Source organism: Pseudomonas sp. 06C 126, from assembly GCF_001855215.1.
Lineage (GTDB): Bacteria > Pseudomonadota > Gammaproteobacteria > Pseudomonadales > Pseudomonadaceae > Aquipseudomonas > Aquipseudomonas proteolytica.
This window is the reverse complement of sequence record NZ_MIFU01000116.1, coordinates 1-18,321: the sequence shown is the minus strand read 5'-3', so window position 1 is coordinate 18,321 and position 18,321 is coordinate 1. Positions and strand designations below refer to the sequence as shown.

Below are 18,321 nucleotides of genomic sequence, written 5' to 3'. Positions count from 1 at the left end.
CAATGGGCTTGCCTACAAACACTCCATCCCAACCACTCGTCGGCACTGTCAAATCTAACAGCTAGGCACTGCGCCCCTGCGGGTGTTTGATTTTCCTTGCCCATGCGCGCCGCGATATCTGTGCGCTTCTTCCCGCAAGGAGTCTCTTCAATGTCCAACTTGCCGATGGATCCTTCAAACGAACCCGCCGACGATCAGGCGCCCCCCCAGCCGTTGTCGCAGGATATGGTGCTCTACCACACCCCTGAACTCCCCCCAACGCGCGTCGAAGACCTCGACCCGCCTTACTCGGCTTACCTCGCCGTGCCGCTGGAGCAGGCGCTTTATCCGGAAAACGCGGTCTACGCCCTGGGTATTCGTCAGGTGCAGCCCTATTCGTATTGGTTCTTTGAAAGATGGTTCACATGGAGCTCCGGCGACTACTACGCGATTTATATCGATAACCTGGTAGAGGCTAAGCAAAGCGGTATCGCGTACGAAGACAAGCCTCGCTACGGGCTGATCGTACCGGAAGAGACGATGCCCAGAGGCGAAGTGACCCTGTACGGCCGGGTGTTGCGCGCCGGCTCGTTTCAGGAAAGCACCTCACCGCTGCAGACCATTCTGATCAAGACCGACCGCCCCGGCGGGACTGATCAGGACCCAGGCGCCACGTGGCATACCCGCTTGATAATGTCCATCGAAGGCTTTCCAGAAAACTCGGTGATCAATCAGGAAAACTCTGCTGGCGGCGTGTGGTGCCTGATCGAGCCCTATCCCTATATCCGCAAGAATGACAAGATCGAATTCTCCTGGGACGGCGTGATCGTCATCCATATTGTCAGCCCCGAGGAGGCTGCCGGCTCCGGGCCGATTCGCATCTGGGTGAGTAAATCGGTCATTGATCAGGGCGGTCTGAATGGTAAGTTGATCCTGCGTTTTCGCGTGCAGGACGTTGCAGAAAATATCTCCGGGGATAAATACCAGTATTCCCAGCACTACCTCCTTCAGAGCGAACTGGATCCCTCCCTGAGCCCCGCACCGTTTTTCCTGATCGACGGGGTCGAGTCCAGCCAGGTGGACTTCGATACCGATAGCGAAAAAACCTTCAGTCTGCAGTGCTACACCGACCGGGAGGTACCGGCGCCCAACCCGCCGTATCAGGTGGTTGTCACGCTGTATGCCACGCTGATCGACGGCTCGACCCGCACCTTTAGCCTGCCGCCGGTAAACGCGAGCAACCTGTTTCTGACCGAAGTGCCAGTGCCGCGCGAGATCATCGAACAAACCGTCGGCGGCTCGTTCCGCGCGTCGTTCCAGTTGCTTACCGCTGGGGGGGCTTTCCTCAAGCAGTCGGGCAGCGTGACCGTCACCGTGGTCGGAACGCCCGTGAGCATGCCGGGCGTGACCATCGTGCCGATCGAGCTGGGCCTGATTGATCCGGACAGCGACATTGAAATCACCATCCCCTTCTACGAACCCCATGACCCGGACTGGCTGGAAACCCTGGTGATCGAGTCCCGCGAGCCGGGTGGGGGCAGCGCAACCTACACCGACGCGCAACTGGCGGGGCCCCAGGGTGGCAGTTATCGGGTCACTGCGCAGGACTTGCAGCAGTTCCGTGGACACAACATTTACGTTTACTACTTGGTCAATGACGGCGCCGTGCATATCTTCGGCGGCCAGACGCAAGCGATCCGCAAGTCCCTCGAAGTCGGCGCGCAGGTCGGAGAACGTTTGGCCAGCCTGCCTGCGCCGCATCTGCAATACGCGCAAGGCAACAATATCAACCCGGCCCACGTACCCGGCGCGAATCTGTTGCTGACCCTACCGTACACCGGCACGCAAAGCGGCGATGAGGTGTACTGGGTGATCTTCGGTTCTGCGGTTGGGGGTTCGGCGAACGGCACCATCACCGTCAACGGTGCGACGGCCGGCCAGCCGCTGGTCTTTGCGATCAATCGCAACCTGGTCGACTCCAACCTCAATGGCAGCCTGCGCATCAGCTACAGCCTGCAACGCGGCGGCCCGGGCGGCACGATCTTGCGCTCGGAAATCCTCGACCTCACGGTCGGCGTCGGTGTGCAACTTGAACGGCCGATCATCGAAGGCGCCTCCCTCTTGCCGGACCGGCTCAATCCGCTGGCGGCCGTGGCCGGTGCCTGGGTCATCGTGAGGTTTATACCCATGCACGCCACCGATCAGATTGACGTCGACTGGCTGAGCAGCGACGGCATCGGCAGTTACACCGCGAAAGTCCAGGGCAACCCCGGCACCAACGAAGTGCGCGCGTTTATCCCGCCGGAACTCATCGCCAAAGGTGTACGCCCCGATGGCAACCAAATCAGCGTGCAATACCGCTTCATGCGTGGCTCGTTCCTGTATGAATCGCAGGTCGTCGACCTCGAACTGCAACCGCTGACCGGCCTGCCTACACCGAGCATCGACGGCATCGGCGACAACATGGTGCTGGAATTGTCGCAATTGAACGAAGAAGCGCGCACGCGGATAGCCAAGTGGAGCTTTATCGCCCCCAATCAACGGATGTGGATGACCTACGAGGGCACCTTCGAGGATGGCACGCCTTATGTCGAAAATACCTACACCGCCAACCTGGTCACGGCAGCCGGGGTGCTCAACGGTATTTCCCCGCCCACCCCGGTGGACAAGCTGCGCCGTCTCAAAGATGGCTCGCAACTGACCATTCATTTCTGGGTCACCCTGTCGGAAAGCGCCGATAAGAACTCGGCGGTGCTATTCGGCGTGCGTGTGCACAGCATTCAAGCAATCCCATCGACCTTGCCACGGCCGCAATTTGCCAACCTGCCAGGTCAAGCCATCACCATCGACCCGTTGACCTATGAAAACAACGCCTCGGTAGTGGTGGCCTACCCCGGTATGAACTCGACACATCGAATCAAACTGCTGTGGCTGTTGCCCAATGGTGATATCCCGTACATCGCCGATAAAGACGGCCTGGCCGGTGGCCGCGTGGACTTTTTGATCAGCCCGGCGATCATGGCCGCCAGCGTGGGCAAGAAAGTGACGGTGCGGTATATCGCGACGATTAACGGGGTGGATGTCGACTCGTTTACTCAAGAGGTCAATGTACAAGTTATTCAGGCTGCCAATTTGCCACGGCCGGTGATTAACAATATTGCCAATGGTGGTACGTTGGATCTCAATACCTTTACCGGCAATGCCACTGCGTCTGTCGCCAAGTGGCGCTTGAGTGCAGCCGGTCAGCGGGTGTGGCTGACTTGCAGCAGTGCCGGAGTGAGCGATTTGTATGTAATCAATGGGGTAGCCATTACTGCGACGGAAGCCGCGAATGGGTTGATCAATAAAACCGTGTGGCGTACCTGGTTGGAGGCGTTGCCGACAGGCCGGCAAATTACTGTGACATGCAAGGTGACCTTTGATGGTTCAACCAAGGAAGTCGATGCCATTGCTTTCACCACAACCACTTATTTGATTAGTGCTTCTCCAGGATTCATAGACCAAATATTTTTAGGCTTTGGACAGTTTGACATTGTCGCAAGTTTGACTAGAGCAGAAGTGTATGTGAGCTACCCCGGCCGCATTAGTGTAATAGACACGACTCAAAATCGCATAATTCGTAGCGTGCCCGCCTCGGACGCAAAGGAGCGCATGGCCCTTCACCCCAATGGCTCTAGTATGTACATCCCCCTCAAAAATGATAACAGCATTGAAATTGTCAATATCAACACTGGCGCAAGATCTAGAATAATCAACATCCCATCTCCAAGCAATCCAACATTCAATGCAACAGGCAGCAGGCTTTATGTTTCAAATAGCACTGACAACTTTGTCTATGTTATAGATACTTTTACCGCAAAAATCATCCATTCGATTAGTATAACAGGCCCCAGCCATTCGATGCTCGGTTCGAACAATAGGCTCTATGTATCTACCCGACTATCACAAATCGCTGTCATTGACGTTAACACCTACCAAATTCTTGCATATATACCTATTACGACCCCCGGCAGTTTCTTGGCCCAGAGCCCTCACCGTCCAGTGTTTTACCTAGGACATTACGATAAAAAGGTTTCGGTGATCAATATGAATACTAACATGGTTGAAAAAGTCATACCTATCAATGGGGAGGTTGCAGCCATCGCCTTTAGTAATATCATTGAAAAAGCCTGCGTTGCTGGCTATTACACCAACTCTATAGATATCATAAACACTCAGACCGACTCAACTTCAAGCATCCTACAACCAGCATATAGGCCATTAGGCATAGCCATTCCACCAGAAAGTTCAGTGGCGTATGTCTGCAGCAATAGTGACCATGTCGTATATGTAGTACAACTCTAAAAAATCTACAAACTAAAACCGGGACAGATCTATTTAAAAGACCTGTCCCGTTTTCACTTTATTAGACCCGCCACCACCCAAGACCCGACCGACAACTAGCACCACCGAGCCCTTGACCGCCAGCGCCTTAGCCGCAATGCTTAAAACCAAGCACAGAGGGCTGTAGTGGCGAGCGGGCTTGCCCCGCATTGGGACCCGCCTCTACGGAGTTTCAGATACACAGCATTCGGCTTACTGGGGCCGCTTCGCAGCCCAGCGCGGGCGATGCGGCGTTCCGACAAACCCGCTCGCCACAGGGAAACTCTTCAATTTCTGGAAGTTGTGTAGATACCTTTGGACATCGCAGGCAAGCCAGCCCTCACACAGGTAAACTCCCCTCCTTTCCCTAATTCCCACGGAGTTCGCCTTGCGTCTGTTCCACACCTCCGACTGGCACCTCGGCCAAAACCTCCACGGCCAGGAACGCGACTTCGAGCACGCCTGTTTCCTCGATTAAAAAAACGGGACAGATCTATTTAAAAGACCTGTCCCGTTTTCACTTCATTAGACACACCAAAAAACGGGAAAAATTTACTCCGGCCATGACTGTGTATCAGCCAGCCCATCTTCGACTGACACGCCGCCATCCCAGGCAAGCCAGCTCCCTCCCTTGATCTACTTCATCGGGAATACCCCGTCATGCATTGTCAAAGGCCAGCAAACCAAATCCCTTTAATTTGCAGGACGTTTCCTAGACAATCCTTCGGCCTTGCGCCTGCTCACACCACTGGCTAGCCTCTGCTCCGTCGCTGCACATCAGCGATCGGGGGTGAGATCCCGCAAACCAGTAGGCGCACTGCGCCACAACCGTCGCAACATGCTCTATGGCGGCTGTGTGCGGGCAGACTTCGGTCTGGCCGGGTCCTACTGTCCGGTATCTCACCCCGCACATAGCTGCCACCTTTCGTCGAGTGAGATCGGCAAAAGATGGCTTCCAACCCAGTAGGAGCTTACGCATGAACAAAATCGTCCCCGACCCACCCCGCCTCCCCTCCGACCGCGAGTGTTTTGACCGCGCCTTGAGCCACTACCTGCAACCCGCCTCGCCGCCCTCCTTCACCGCGCACCAAGACCTCAGCTTCGAAGACGCTCTGGCGCAAATCTGTGACCTGCTGCGCTGCGCAGCCGCCACCGCAGCCGGCACCACCCAGGGGCTGATCGGCGACCAACGCCACATAGCCGGCGCCACTGAACACTTGATCGACATGGCCAAAACCCTGGCCGACCTCGCGCTGGACTGCCTGCAACCCAAGGTATAACCCCACCTCACAAACATCACAAAACCACAGTGGGAGCGGGCTTGCTCGCGAAAGCGGTGTGTCAGCTGGCAGCTATTTCAACAGACCCACCGCTTTCGCAGGCAAGCCAGCTCCCACATTTGATTTGTGCAGCCCTGAAGAGAAAGCGGTGTGTCAGCTGGCAGTTTTTTCAACTGACCCACCGCCTTCTCAGGCACGCCAGCGCCTACACAGGTAAACTCCTCCCCTCTTTACCTCTTCCCCACGGAGTTCGCCTTGCGTCTGTTCCACACCTCCGACTGGCACCTTGGCCAAAACCTCCACGGCCAGGAACGCGACTTCGAGCACGCCTGTTTCCTCGATTGGCTGCTGGGCCAACTGAAACTGCATGGCCCCGATGCGCTGCTGATCGCCGGCGACATCTTCGACACGGTCAACCCGCCGCTCAAGGCTCAGGAGCGCCTGTATGACTTCATCATCAGCGCCCATGAACAAAACCCGACGCTGACCATCGTGATGATCGCCGGCAACCACGATTCCGGCTCGCGCATCGAACTGCCTGCGCCGTTGATGCGCCGTTTGCGTACCCATGCGCTGGGCCGCGTGTTGTGGCTGGACGATGGGCAATTGGATGCCGAGCGCCTGCTGATCCCGTTGCCGGATGCCAAAGGCAAGATCGCCGCGTGGTGCCTGGCATTACCGTTCTTGCGCCCGGCAGAAGTGACCGGTGCGCACCTGGGTGACGACTACCTGCGCGGCATCGGCCAGGTCCATGAATGGCTGATTGCCGCCGCCAACGCCAAACGCAAAAAAGGCCAGGCGCTGATTGCCATCAGCCATGCGCATATGGCCGGTGGTTCGGTATCGGAAGACTCCGAGCGCAGCCTGATCATCGGCAATGCCGAGGCGCTGCCGGCCAACCTGTTCGACAAGAGTGTCGGCTATGTTGCCCTCGGCCATTTGCACAAGCCGCAAAAGGTGAATGGCGAAGAGCGGATTCGCTACAGCGGCTCGCCGATTCCGCTGTCGTTCTCCGAAATCGGCTACAAGCACCAGATTCTCGACGTGACATTCCAGGGCCAAATGCTGGTCAGCGTCGAACCCCTCCTGATTCCGCGCTCGGTCAACCTGCAACGCCTGGAAGCCGCGCCTTTGGCCGATATCCTCAAGGCCCTGGCCGATCTGCCGGATATCGACCTGCTCGCCGAAACCCAGCGCCACCCTTGGCTCGAAGTGCGGGTGCGCCTCGACGAGCCGCAACCGGACCTGCGCCAGCAAATCGAAACGGCCCTGCTGGGCAAGGCCGTGCGCCTGGTGCGCATCGCCGCCGAGTACGCCGGCCAACGCGGCAGCGACGGCAGTGATGAAGACACCCTGATCGAACTCGACCAGCTCACCCCCCAGGAACTGTTCAGCCGCGCCTGGCAGGACAGCTATGGCAGTGAAGTGGATGAACAGACCCTGAAGGATTTCGCCGTGCTGCTCCAGGACGTGCAACAGGAGGGCGAACAGCCATGAAGATCCTCGCCATCCGCCTGAAAAACCTCGCCTCGCTGGCCGGGCCATTCGAGATCGACTTTACCGCCGAGCCCCTGGCCAGCGCCGGGTTGTTTGCGATTACCGGGCCCACCGGCGCCGGTAAAAGCACCTTGCTCGACGCCCTCTGCCTGGCGCTGTTTGGCGCCGTGCCACGCCTGGGCGATACCGGCCAGGCGAAAATGCCCGATGCCGATACCGATATCTCCATTGGCGACCCACGCACCCTGATCCGGCGTGGCACCGGTGGAGGTTATGCCGAGGTCGACTTTATCGGCGTCAACGGGCGCCGCTACCGTGCGCGCTGGGAAGCCAACCGCGCCCGGGACAAGGCCAGCGGCAAGCTGCAACACAGCCGCCAGAGCCTGATCGACCTGGACAGCGAACAACTGCTGGCCAGCCAGAAAACCGAATACAAGACCCAGCTGGAACTGGCCCTGGGCCTGAATTTCGAGCAGTTCACCCGGGCTGTGCTACTGGCGCAAAGTGAGTTCAGCGCGTTTCTCAAGGCCAACGACAACGAGCGCAGCGAACTGCTGGAAAAACTCACCGACACCGCGCTCTACACCCAACTGGGGCAGCGCGCGTTCGTCAAGGCCCGGGAGGCCAAGGACGCCCACAAGCTGCTGCAGGACCAGGCCACAGGTGTCACGCCGCTGCCGGCCGAGGCCCGCGCCGAGCTGGATCAACAGTTGAGCGCGGCTCAGCAGCAGCTCAAGACCCAGCAGGCCCAGCTCAAACAGCTCGAACTGCAACACACCTGGCTCAAGGAACTGCGCGAGTGGCAAGAGCGCCAGCACAGTGCGGTCGAGCAACTGCAACAGGCCGAACAGGCGTGGCACAGCCAGGGCCCGCAACGCCTGGACTTGAGCCGCCTGGAGCAACTGGCGCCGCAGCGTCATCATTTTGCGCGGCACAGCGAGTTGACCGGCCAGTTGGAGCCCCTGGCCGCGCAGATCCGCCAGCACCTAGAGCAGCAGACAGCCCTGCACGCGCGTCAGGAACAACTGCAGCAGCAACAAGCCAGCGCGCACGGCGCCTTGGCCGTGGCCCTGCAGCAACAGACCGAGGCTGCGCCGTTGCTGCGCCAGGCCTTCGAGGAACACAGCACCCTCACCCGCCTGACCCGCGAGCTGGCCCAAAGCAGCGAGCAACTGCAGCTTGGGCAAACCGCCTGCACCGAGGGCCAGGCCAGCCTGGATGCCCTGCACACCCAGCAACAGCAGGTTGCCAGCCGCCTGCAACAGCTGGCCGCACAGCTTGAACGCAGCGCCGCCCTCGCGCCCTTGAGTGATGCCTGGAACGCCTACCGCGACCGCCTGCAGCAACTGATGCTGATCGGCAATCGCCTGAACAAAGGCCAGGCCGAACTGCCGCAGCTTGAGGAACGGGCCAACCGCGCCAGCGAGCAATGGACCCAACAGCGCACTGCTCTGGACCTGCTGTACCAGGAGGCCGGCGCCGAACCCCAGGCCGTGGCCGAGCAGATCCAGTTGCTCGACAGCCTGCTCAAGGACAATCGCAAGCAACAACGGGCCTTCGAGGAGTTGACGCGGCTCTGGGACAGCCAGCAGCAATTGGACCAGCAACAGCAGGAACTGGCCCGCAAGCAAGCCACCGCCCAACAACAGCGCGAGCAACTGAACCAGACCGGCCTGCAAGCCAAGGCCGAGCTGGCGGTGGCCGAGCAGACCCTGAGCGTGACCAAGCAGTTGCTGGAACGCCAGCGCCTGGCGCGCAGTGCCAGTGTCGAAGAGTTGCGTGGGCAATTGCAGGATGAGCAGCCCTGCCCGGTGTGCGGCAGCGTCGAGCATCCGTATCACCAGCCCGAAGCCCTGTTGCACAGCCTCACGCGCCATGATGAAAACGAAGAAGCCCGTGCGCAGCAAGCCGTCGATAGCCTCAAGGAAAAGCTCACCGAACTGCGCGGTGAAGTCGGCGGTTTGATCGCCCAGCAAAAGGAGTTCCTGCAACAACAGGAACAACTGACGAGCCAGCTCCAGGCCCTGGCGCCGAGCCTCGAGGCCCATCCGTTGAGCGCCGCCCTGTTCAACCAGGACAGCGGCAAACGCAGCGCCTGGCTGGCGCAGCAACTGGGCCAGCTCAACCAGAGCATCACCCAGGACGAACAGCGCCAGGGCGCCCTGCTCAACCTGCAACAAAATGCCGGGCGCCTGCAGCAGCAGTTGCAAGCCGCCCAGGACGCCAGCCAGCAAGCCCGCCAACAACTGATCGACCAGCAACGGGAACTGGCCAGCGACCGCGAACGCCTGGACGAAGAACTCAATGCCTTCGCCAGCCTGCTACCGGCCGAGACCCTGGCCGGCCTGCGCACGGAGCCAGCGGCAACGTTCATGCTGCTGGACCAGCAGATCAGCCAGCGCCTGGAGCAGCTTGGCTACCAGAAGGATGAACTGGCCGAGCAACAACAACGCCAGCAAGCCATCGAAAAAGAACAGGACCGCCAGCAACATCGCCAGCAACAGTTGGCCGTGCTGCAGCAGCAGTTGACCGAGCTGACCCACCAGCAGCAGGCCGCACAGGAAAAACTCAGCGCGCTGCTGGGCACACATAGCAGCGCCGAGCACTGGCAGCAGCAACTCGAGCAGGCCGTGGAACAGGCCCGCCACAGTGAGACCCAGGCCAATCAACAGTTGCAGGAAACCCGCAACGAACTGATCCAACTGGCCGCCGACCTCAAGTCCCGCCAGGAACGCCAGCAAGCCCTGGACACCGAACTGCAGGCGCTGCAAGGGCGTATCAGCGACTGGCGTGCCCAGCATCCGGAGTTGGACGACACAGGCCTGGCCCATCTGTTGGCCTTCGACGAGGCCGGCGTCAACCAGCTGCGCCAACAGGTGCAGCACAGCGAAAAGGCCATCGAACAGGCCAAGGTCCTCCTGCAGGAACGCGAGCAACGCCTCAAGGACCACCAGGCCTTGCACAATGGCAACCTCGACGCCGAACAGCTGGACAGTGCCCTGGCCGATCTCAACCAGCAATTGGACAGCGGCGAAAAACACTGCGCCGAACTGCGCGCCCAACAAGCCGAAGACCAGCGACGCCAGGACGCCAACCAGACACTGGCGCTCACCACCGCCAAGGCCTATGAAGAGTGGCAGCGCTGGGCCCGACTCGATGCGCTGATCGGTTCGGCCACCGGCGACAAGTTCCGCAAGTTTGCCCAGGCTTACAACCTCGACCTGCTGGTGCACCACGCCAACGTGCAACTGCGTCAACTGGTGCGCCGCTACCGCCTCAAGCGCGGCGGCAGCATGCTGGGCCTGCTGGTGCTGGACACGGAGATGGGCGATGAACTGCGCTCGGTGCACTCGCTGTCCGGTGGCGAGACGTTCCTGGTCTCCCTGGCCCTGGCGCTGGGGTTGGCGTCGATGGCCTCCAGCACCTTGAAGATCGAGTCGTTGTTTATCGACGAAGGCTTCGGCAGCCTGGATCCCGAATCCTTGCAACTGGCGATGGACGCCCTGGACGGCCTGCAGGCCCAGGGGCGCAAGGTGGCGGTGATCTCCCACGTGCAGGAAATGCACGAGCGCATCCCCGTGCAGATCCAGGTCAAGCGCCAAGGCAATGGCTTGAGCACCCTGGAGGTGAAGTGAGCGAGGCACTGCTGTATTCGTTTCGCCGCTGCCCGTACGCCATGCGCGCACGCATGGCGCTGCGCTATTGCGCGGTGGCGGTAGAGATTGTCGAGGTCAGCCTCAAGGCCAAGCCGGCCCAAATGTTGGCGCTCTCACCCAAGGGCACGGTGCCGGTGTTGAATGTGGGCGGCCAGGTGATCGACGAGAGCCTGGCGATCATGCGCTGGGCGCTGGCGCAGAACGACCCCGAGGACTGGTTGCTCAAGGATGATCCCGCGGCGCAGGGGCTGATGGCAGGGTTGATTGAAGAAAATGACCTGGTCTTCAAGGTGCACTTGAATCGCTATAAATACGCCGAACGTTATCCAGAGCAGCCGCTGGAACACTATCGCGCCGAGGGCGAAGTATTTTTGCGCAGGCTGGAGGCGTTGCTGGCGCAGCGCGACTACTTGCTGGCCGATCACCTGAGCCTGGCGGATGTGGCGCTGGCACCGTTTGTGCGGCAATTTGCCCATGTGGATCGGGAGTGGTTTGCTGGCGCGCCTTATCCGCGTTTGCAACAGTGGCTGGAGCGGTTTTTGGCGTCGGCACTGTTTACCGGGGTCATGGCCAAGGGCTGAGCCTGTGGTCAGGAGAGCTTTTTGTGGTGATGGGGCCTTTTGTGGCGAGGGGGCTTGTCCCCCGCTGGGCTGCAAAGCAGCCCCAAAACCAGCCCCCTCGGTGTGCCTGATACTACTCGGCAGTCCTTACTGGGGCTGCTGCGCAGCCCAGCGGGGGACAAGCCCCCTCGCCACAACTCAGGACTGGATCTTGTGGTCCAGAGCCGCATAGAAGTTGGCACTTTGCTGCAGGTATTTCTGGGTGTAGGCGCTGGTGCTGGATTTTTTGCTGCTGATTTCCACGCTGGCGCTGGCTGGCAAGGCAACGGTGGCGGAAACGGCGGAAGCGGCGATGATGGAGAAGAGATTGAAGTTCATGGCGGTAACCCTTGTGTTCGGTTGGTCAGGTGGCCCGTGGAGGCCTTGGAACCCAACTTACGCCGAGGGGGTTGAACGCAGAAATGCTTTGAAACAGTAGCTGTTATCACCACGATTAATACAACACCACAGGCCCCGAACCACGGAGCCTGTGGCGGATTGTCACATCAGGAACTTGAGGTCGCTGGGCGCATCGATCGCCAGTTTCTGCACGGTTTTACCCAACAGGCCGGTCTGGGTATCGCGTTCGATTACCACGATCTGGTTGCTTTTCTGGTTGGCGACCAACAGGAACCTGCCGCTTGGATCGAGGCTGAATTCACGGGGGTGATCGCCTTCCACGGAGCGGCGCTGGATTTCCTTCAATTGGGCTGTCGCCGGGTCGATGCTGTAGACCAGCAACGTGTTGGCCGTGCCCCGGTTGCTGACATACAGGAACTTGCCGTCAGCAGAGGCATGCAACGCCGCGCCGGCCTTGTCCGACGTCGGTTGCCCGACAGCCATGTCCACCAGTTGGGTTCGGGTCAGTTGGCCGTCCTGATAGTCGAAGACGGCAATCTGCGCGCTCATCTCCATGGTCAGCCAGGCGTGCTTGCCGTCGGCGCTGAACAGCAGGTGACGTGGACCGCTGCCCGCCGGCAGCTCTACCACGGCCGCCGGCACCAGTGGGCGCTCGGGATTGGCCTTGGGGTCATAGCGATAGACAAAGGTCTTGTCGGCCCCCAGATCATTGGCAAACACAAACTTGCCATCGGGCGAAGACACCACTGAATGCACATGGTTGGACGCCTGGCGCTCGGGGTTGACCCCACTGGCGGGATGGGCACTCAGTTGCACCGGTGCCGCCAACCTGCCCTCGGCATCTACGGGCAGGATCGCCAGACTGCCACCCGGATCTTCCAGCACGCTGTAGTTGGCCACGAACAGAAACCGGCCATCGGCTGCCAGGCTGGAGTGAGTCGGTTCGTTGCCCAGGCTCTGCACCTGATTGATAAGGTGCAACTGGCGGCTGTCCGGGTCGATGCGGTAGCTGCTGACGCGCCCGACCGTGTCCTGCTGGCCGGGGCCGTTTTCATTGACCACGAACAGGCGCTTGCGGTCGCTGGACACCGTCAGCCACGACGGGTTTTGCGTCTTCGCGGCCAGCACCGCAGGGCCGGCGAAGTGCCCGGTACGGCTGTCGAACTGCACCCGATAGATACCTTCGCTGGCACCTGCGGTGTAGCTGCCCACCAGCAGTTCGTGGGTCTGGGCCGGCGCGGCCTGGACTGACATCGCCCCCACACTGCCGGCCATCAGCAAAGGCCAGAATTTACGCATCAGCATCGTCTTCATCCTCGTCGTGGTTGCTGCCACTGATCCCACTCATGCACACCAGGCGGTGCTGGCCCGAGTCGCTAGTGAGGGTCCAGCTTTGCAAGGTTTCATCGAAGACGGCGGCCAATACCTGTTCTGGAGTAAAGCGCCAGCGCTTCTTGTCCCGGCCATCCATGCACTCAATGTGCAAGCACCCTTCCAGCTTGAAATCAAAGGTATACAGGCCATCGATTTCGAGCATGTTGCAGGTTTCAAGGGCAGTCGGCAGGTTAACGGCAGTCATCACAATCAGTCATCTGTTGGAAAAAAACAGATGATAGGCCAATCCCTGGGTTCTTTCTCGTTCCACGTGGGGTTGGGGTAGCCCGCTACCACCTCTGCCCCGACGACAACCGCCACTGTTGGGTTCTATCAACCCCACAGAACGGAATCTGCCATGCCCCCTGTTTCCCTGGCCGCCCAGGCGGTCAGCCAGCAATTTGCCAGCCGTCAGCCGCTCGCCACCACCGTCCAGGCACTGTTGCAGCGCAACCTCAGCGAGCGTTACCCCAACCTGGTCTTTGATCTGCAGCAAATCCAACTTGCCGAGCCACAACCCAGCCGCAGTTGGCGGTTCAAGCCACTGATGAGCGTGGTTCAGGACTATTTGGGCGGTGGCGCGGACCTGGACTTCAGCGAACGTCACGGGCTGTTGCCTTACCTCTCGCAGACGCCACCCAAGCGCTTGAAGCTGCCCGAACTCAATCAGAACATCGACATGCAGGTGATCGAAGGGCTGATCCGCGAGCTGCCCGCCCTGCTGCCCATCGCCTTGCAAGACGCGCTGGTCGATGACTGGAATGCCAGTGGCCCCAGTGGCGTCACCCGCTGGCGCTGGCTCGGCGACTGGCTGATGAACACCCTGCGCACCAGCGGCCTGAAGCAGTCGGGACTGGACGCGGCCTCGCGGCAAACCCTCGACCAGCTCGTGAGCTTTCCCGAACGCGCCCAGCGCATCGCCCGCCACGGTGAGCAGGCGGTGATTGCCTACAGCCTGGAGACGGTGGTGGAACACAACGGGCAAACCACCCGCCTGTTGTCGGAGTATCTGCTCCTGACGCGCCCCATCAATGGCCGGGCCCCGGTGCTGCTGTGTGCGCCCAACGGGCATGTCGAGTGCTTTGCCTCCATGGGCGAGTTCAATACCGCCTGGAGCCAGCGCCTGGATGCACGCTTTGTGGCGCAGACCCTCACCACCCACCGCTACGAGCCGCAGGGTTCGATCTTCGAGCATCAGGCCAGCCTGCTGCTCAATCAACAACTGGAACACCTCGCCGCCCTCAAGCTGCCCCTGGGCAAGGACTGGCGCAGCCTGCAAACCCTGTACACCGAACTCACGGAGCCGGCGCTCTACTTCCTTGATGCCGACCAAACCCCCTACGCCCACCTGGACAGCCTGCGCGCGCACGTACCGGATCCTTTGCGCCACGCCACGCCCTCGGAGCGTTACCGCTATAGGCAATTAAGCCTGGAGCTGGCCAGCGCGCGGCAGCGCGCCGGCGATGAAACTTACCTGAGCGGCATCGACGACCTGCGCACCTATACGGTCAACGCCTTGCAGCGTGAGTTACAGCGACTGGCCGCCCAGGCGCAGGCCCCCTTGACCACCCTGCCCCACCCCGATGAGGTGATGCTGACCTTTACCGTCGCCGCGGGCTATCCCGGTGGGGCCGGCATTGTCGAACGGCTGCCCATCAGCCTCACGGACCTGGCGATCCGCAACCTCGCCGCACGCCCCAGCGGCCAGGTGGCGCTCACTCATCGCCTGGCACACACCCTGCCGGCCTGGCTGACCACCGATGCGGTGATGGGCAGTGATGGCCTGATCGAGCGGGTCGACATTGGCAAGCACTATCCCCTGCTGCTCAAGGACGCACTGCTGAGCGACAGCCCCGAGGCGCTGCGGCGCGAACGGCTGTTCAGCGAGCAACAGGTGCTGCAATTGCCGCTGCTGGCCCTGGAGCTGAGCCTCAAGCACGAGCTCGGCATCAGCGCAGAAGGCGCACGCATGGTCGCCGCGCTGATGCAGCCCGACCCCAGCAACCAGCACGTCCACCAGCGCCCCGTGGTGATCCGGCACCTGGCCCTGCTGCGCAGTCCCAATGCGGCAGCAGACAAAGTCGAGAACATGTACCTGATCGAATACCAGGACATTTCCCCAGGCCCGCTGTTGCTGTACCGGCCGCTCTACGCCACGTCCTTGCAGCAATACCCCAGCCGCGCGGCGCTGTTCGAGGCCATGGCGCAGCCCGGCGCATTGCAGGCCAGCGTGCTGACGTGGCTGTCGGACAGTGCGCGACCGATCTACGATCACGGAGGGTTCCGCGAGCCCCACTATCTGCGGTTTGGCCTGGGCAGCGAGTTCGCTCCGGTACGCACGCCACCGCCGGCAACCCTGGGCAGCGATGGGATCAATGACGAGTTGCAACAGTGCCTGGTGACCGGGCGGCTGATGCAGTACCTGTTCAGCGAGCATAGCCGCGCCCTGGTCGACCAGGCCGAACGTGAATCGACCTCCAACCGTGAGAGCCGTTGGCAAGTGTTGATGGAGGGCGCCAGCCTGTTGTTCGGCAGCCTGCTGCAAGGCTTGCGCGGCCCGGCGATGCTCGTGGGTTGGTTGTTGACGATGACTGCCAGCTTCACCCAGGCCATCCAGACCATCGTCAGCGACGACACCAGCGCCAAGGAGCAGGCAACGATCGATCTGTTGCTCAACGTCGCGATGTTGCTGCTGGACTTTGCGCCGGCAAAGGCTTGGTCAAGCCTCGATCCGACGCTCAGGCAGCAAGCCCTGAGCACATCGCTGCGGCGCCGTGAAAGTGACGTATGGCCCGTGCCGCCTGCAGCGCAGGTGCGCCAGGGCACGGTAGGACTGCCGGGGGAAATGGCACGCGGCGACAACGCAGCGCTGGATTTCAGCTTCACCCAGGCCCGTCATCGCCTCACCCCCAACCAGCTGTCACGCCTGCAGGCCTTCAAAGTTGACGCGCCTCCCAAACTGCCGGCGCCGCAATCGAGCGGGCCATACAAAGGCTTGTATACGGTCGAAGACCGCTGGTACGCCGTGGTCAATGGCGACCTGTATCGGGTCAGCCTGGAGGATGACGCCAGCGTGGTGCTTGTCGATGCTGCCGACAGCACGCGGCGCGGCCCTTATCTGTGGGTCGATGAACGTGGGGCCTGGACAGTCGATACGCGGTTGCGCCTGCGCGGCGGCATGCCGCCCAAACGCATCGCTGCCGAACGCCAGCGCAAGGCGCAGCGCATCGAGGCGCTGACCGCTGCTTATCAGCGCATGCAGTTGCGCCAACGGGCCTTGATCGCCGCCACGGACCAGGCGCAGCAGACCATGCTGAACCTGGAACAACTGCCCCGGCCCAACGAGGTGCAATTGGCCAATGCCCGCCGCCATTTCGACACCACGCTCAACGAGGAAACCACCGAGTACCAACAGATCCTCGATAGCCTCAAGGAACGGGAGGAACTGCGCATCTCGCCACCGCTCAAAGACACCCTGGCGCTCCTGGAAAACACCATCAAAAATAGCCGTAAACACGTGATCATCGCGGAAAAGGATCGGCTGGCGCTGTACCGCACCTATCAGCGTTTTGGCATCGAGGGCCCCGCGTTGTCGCTGGCAGTGCTGCGCGATCAAGCGGGCTATCAGCAGTTCCTCGTGCACTTGCTGGAGATCAACGAGCGCACCATCCATTGGCTCGAACTGCAGGAGCGTTTGCTGGAGCAATTATTCGGCCTGGGCACCAGTGGCGCTGCCGTGTACGAGCGCCTGACCGAGGGCCGGCCGAACGAAATCACCGCCCTGGCCGTCAAGGACCTGCAGATCCGTGGTTTGAAGCGCATGATCGTCAAGGACTTTGCCCACCCGTTGTTCAACGCCCTGGACAGTATCGTCTCGCCCTTGCAGCAACATGTACGCACCCACGGTGAGCTCAACAGCCTGGAGCTTTCAGCGGGCGATCGCCTGAGTGTGCTGGAGAGCCTGATGGAGCACTACGGCAGTGCATTGGACGGCCTGCGGGGGTTGAACATTGTCGATGCCGAAGTGCTCGACCCGATGTACACCGGCAAGCTCATCGGGGTGATCGAGGCGCTTTACCAGAACGCCGCCCAGCGCCTGGCCAACGAAGTCAAACCCATTGCGCAACCTGCAAGGCGCCCACCCAAGCGTCCCCCCGTCAGCGCCGGAAGGCCGCTGAAACGGGTCATAAAAACCCAGAGAAAAGGCACGTTTATCGGCCAGGTCAGCTCCGTCGGCAGCCTGGAAGTGGTGGAGGTACGAGACGAGGTCAGCAACCAGTTGCTGGGCATGTACTCGCAGCGTGGCGACGAATGGGTCGAATTTATCGAAGCCCCACCGCCGGCGCCGGCCCTTACCACCCGTGCCGTCAGCGTCGTCAAGGGCGAGGCGCGCAAGTTGCTGGCAATGCTGGACGACCACCTGCGCCGGGCCGAGGACTACCGGAAAATCTCCCGGCATCCGCAAGAGGTGGAAGAGGTGCTGCAGTACGAGGCTTCACGCTACGACAAACTGGCCAGCGAGCTGGACCGGGCGATCCAGGCCCAGGCCGAAAGCGCGCGCATCGCCGCCGACCAGAAGCTGGCCAGCGATCTGCACCTGGCCTCAGCGCGCTTGAGCACCCGGGGCCAGGCACTGCGCCGCCAATTGTGCCTGGAACTGCCGCCGAACCACGGCAACCTGGAGTACCTGATCACGCAAGGCCAGGTCAGCGTGGCGAAACTGGGCGAGCGTCTTCAATTGAGCGGTGAGCGACGGGACTTCATCCAGGAATACGCGATCAACGACAATGCAGGTTACCCGGTGTGGTACGCGCACTTTCACTACCCCGCCGCGACTACCCCCAAGACCGAGTACAGCACCGCGCACTTGAAAACCCGCGAGCAACGCCGGCAAAACTACTACACCCTGCTAGACAAAGCGCAGGGAACCCAGGCGGTGGTAGACATACACCGCGGGTTGATTGGCAAGGCGTTGGCTGAGCGTTGGTTTCTGTCGTTCGAGCGATAAAACCCTGGCTATGTGGTCGCATAGGGCCGCCGTGGCGAGCGGGCTTGCCCCGCGCTGGGCTGCAAAGCAGCCCCAGTAGGTCAAATGCGGTATGACAGATACACCGCAGCGCTGGGTTTTAGGGCTGCTGCGCAGCCCAGCGCGGGGCAAGCCCGCTCGCCACAGTTTTTGTGCATTGAGCTGCTGGACAAGCCGCAGGGCACCCA

9 protein-coding genes and 1 pseudogene are annotated in these 18,321 nt (G+C 61.0%); 7 read left to right on the top strand and 3 right to left on the bottom strand.

Annotated features, from left to right (window positions below):
• Window positions 1–150: 150 nt before the first annotated feature.
• The 6 genes and pseudogenes from BHC62_RS22560 to BHC62_RS22540 all read left to right on the top strand — a co-directional run bounded on the left by BHC62_RS22560 (window position 151) and on the right by BHC62_RS22540 (window position 11,355).
• Window positions 151–4,323, top strand: a complete 4,173-nt coding sequence (locus BHC62_RS22560) for a YncE family protein (protein ID WP_070996213.1) — start codon at window positions 151–153, stop codon at window positions 4,321–4,323.
• Window positions 4,324–4,729: 406 nt separating this feature from the next.
• Window positions 4,730–4,816, top strand: a pseudogene (locus tag BHC62_RS29095) (hypothetical protein); the annotation flags it as partial.
• Window positions 4,817–5,318: 502 nt separating this feature from the next.
• Window positions 5,319–5,621, top strand: coding sequence for a DUF6124 family protein (locus BHC62_RS22555; protein WP_176770988.1), 303 nt, complete (start codon window positions 5,319–5,321; stop codon window positions 5,619–5,621).
• 255 nt (window positions 5,622–5,876) lie between these two features.
• Entirely contained in the window at window positions 5,877–7,118 is a 1,242-nt protein-coding gene (locus BHC62_RS22550) for an exonuclease SbcCD subunit D C-terminal domain-containing protein (protein WP_070996212.1), read from the top strand.
• Complete coding sequence (locus BHC62_RS22545) at window positions 7,115–10,753, top strand: AAA family ATPase (RefSeq protein ID WP_070996211.1); 3,639 nt, start codon at window positions 7,115–7,117, stop codon at window positions 10,751–10,753. Before BHC62_RS22550 ends, BHC62_RS22545 begins: the two co-directional genes overlap by 4 nt.
• Window positions 10,750–11,355 (top strand): glutathione S-transferase, encoded by a 606-nt coding sequence (locus BHC62_RS22540; protein ID WP_071610062.1) that lies wholly within the window; start codon window positions 10,750–10,752, stop codon window positions 11,353–11,355. Before BHC62_RS22545 ends, BHC62_RS22540 begins: the two co-directional genes overlap by 4 nt.
• 177 nt (window positions 11,356–11,532) lie before the next feature.
• Here BHC62_RS22540 and BHC62_RS22535 read toward each other — a convergent pair whose 3' ends face one another.
• The 3 genes from BHC62_RS22535 to BHC62_RS22525 all read right to left on the bottom strand — a co-directional run bounded on the left by BHC62_RS22535 (window position 11,533) and on the right by BHC62_RS22525 (window position 13,312).
• On the bottom strand, window positions 11,533–11,712 hold the full coding sequence (locus BHC62_RS22535; protein WP_029294767.1) for a hypothetical protein: 180 nt from the start codon (window positions 11,710–11,712) through the stop codon (window positions 11,533–11,535).
• 162 nt (window positions 11,713–11,874) lie between these two features.
• Entirely contained in the window at window positions 11,875–13,038 is a 1,164-nt protein-coding gene (locus tag BHC62_RS22530; protein ID WP_070996210.1) for a lactonase family protein, read from the bottom strand.
• Window positions 13,025–13,312 carry a DUF5629 family protein gene (locus tag BHC62_RS22525; RefSeq protein ID WP_029294763.1) on the bottom strand — a complete coding sequence of 96 codons (288 nt, stop codon included), beginning with the start codon at window positions 13,310–13,312 and terminating at the stop codon, window positions 13,025–13,027. Before BHC62_RS22525 ends, BHC62_RS22530 begins: the two co-directional genes overlap by 14 nt.
• Before the next feature lie 153 nt (window positions 13,313–13,465).
• On the opposite strand from BHC62_RS22525, the gene BHC62_RS22520 reads away from it, so the two are divergent.
• On the top strand, window positions 13,466–18,115 hold the full coding sequence (locus BHC62_RS22520) for a hypothetical protein (RefSeq protein WP_070996209.1): 4,650 nt from the start codon (window positions 13,466–13,468) through the stop codon (window positions 18,113–18,115).
• The last annotated feature ends 206 nt before the right edge of the window (window positions 18,116–18,321 follow it).

Coding starts and splice junctions, on each gene's coding strand:
- BHC62_RS22555 (WP_176770988.1), top strand. CDS start 5,319: ATGAACAAAATCGTCCCCGACCCACCCCGCCTCCCCTCCGACCGCGAG.
- BHC62_RS22525 (WP_029294763.1), bottom strand. CDS start 13,312: ATGACTGCCGTTAACCTGCCGACTGCCCTTGAAACCTGCAACATGCTC.
- BHC62_RS22545 (WP_070996211.1), top strand. CDS start 7,115: ATGAAGATCCTCGCCATCCGCCTGAAAAACCTCGCCTCGCTGGCCGGG.
- BHC62_RS22520 (WP_070996209.1), top strand. CDS start 13,466: ATGCCCCCTGTTTCCCTGGCCGCCCAGGCGGTCAGCCAGCAATTTGCC.
- BHC62_RS22535 (WP_029294767.1), bottom strand. CDS start 11,712: ATGAACTTCAATCTCTTCTCCATCATCGCCGCTTCCGCCGTTTCCGCC.
- BHC62_RS22530 (WP_070996210.1), bottom strand. CDS start 13,038: ATGCTGATGCGTAAATTCTGGCCTTTGCTGATGGCCGGCAGTGTGGGG.
- BHC62_RS22560 (WP_070996213.1), top strand. CDS start 151: ATGTCCAACTTGCCGATGGATCCTTCAAACGAACCCGCCGACGATCAG.